Here is a 527-nt window from a genome sequence, read left to right as displayed (position 1 = left end):
TTTGAAGAAAATGCTGAGATTAGTTTTAATGAGCTTACGGCTAAAGAGGAAAATAGTTATTATGAGAAAGTAAATAAGAAAAAAGCTAATAATGATATTTTTGAAATGTTTGAAGTAGAAATAAACGGCAAAAAAGCTTATGGAGATAAAAGTTGTTTGGAAGATTTAACTAAAAAACAAGTATTAGAATTAGTTAGTGCTATGCGAAATTTTCGAGATGGTATCATAGTAATGTGATAGGAAGGTTAGAGGAATTAGAACTACAGGAATTAACTTTTTATTTATATAAAGGATTTTTAATTTATAGAGATACTTTCTTTTATATTGGTAAAGATTTAGTTAGTTTATATACGGCTAATAAATATTGGTCTGATTTAGTTAGCGAAGCATGGCGGCAATTTATAAGTGAACGTTTTTGTTATATTCCTAAATATGATGATGATGATTATAAACGCAGTGCTTTACAGTATTGTATATATAGATTTAAGGTACTTATTAATGAAGATATAAAGAATAAAAAAGGAAAT

2 protein-coding genes are annotated in these 527 nt (G+C 26.0%); both read left to right on the top strand.

All coding sequences use genetic code 11. The annotated features are described in order from the left end of the window. On the top strand, positions 1-237 hold a 237-nt coding region (locus tag GQX97_RS14525; protein ID WP_157152378.1), incomplete at its 5' end, for a hypothetical protein. Continuing rightward, positions 234-527: hypothetical protein (locus tag GQX97_RS14520; protein ID WP_157152377.1), on the top strand; the 294-nt coding region annotated here is incomplete at its 3' end. The genes GQX97_RS14525 and GQX97_RS14520, both read left to right, overlap by 4 nt.

Origin of the sequence: Brachyspira sp. SAP_772 (genome assembly GCF_009755885.1) — a bacterium.
Classification (GTDB): Bacteria; Spirochaetota; Brachyspiria; order Brachyspirales; family Brachyspiraceae; genus Brachyspira.
This window is presented reverse-complemented; position numbering and strand designations above follow the sequence as displayed.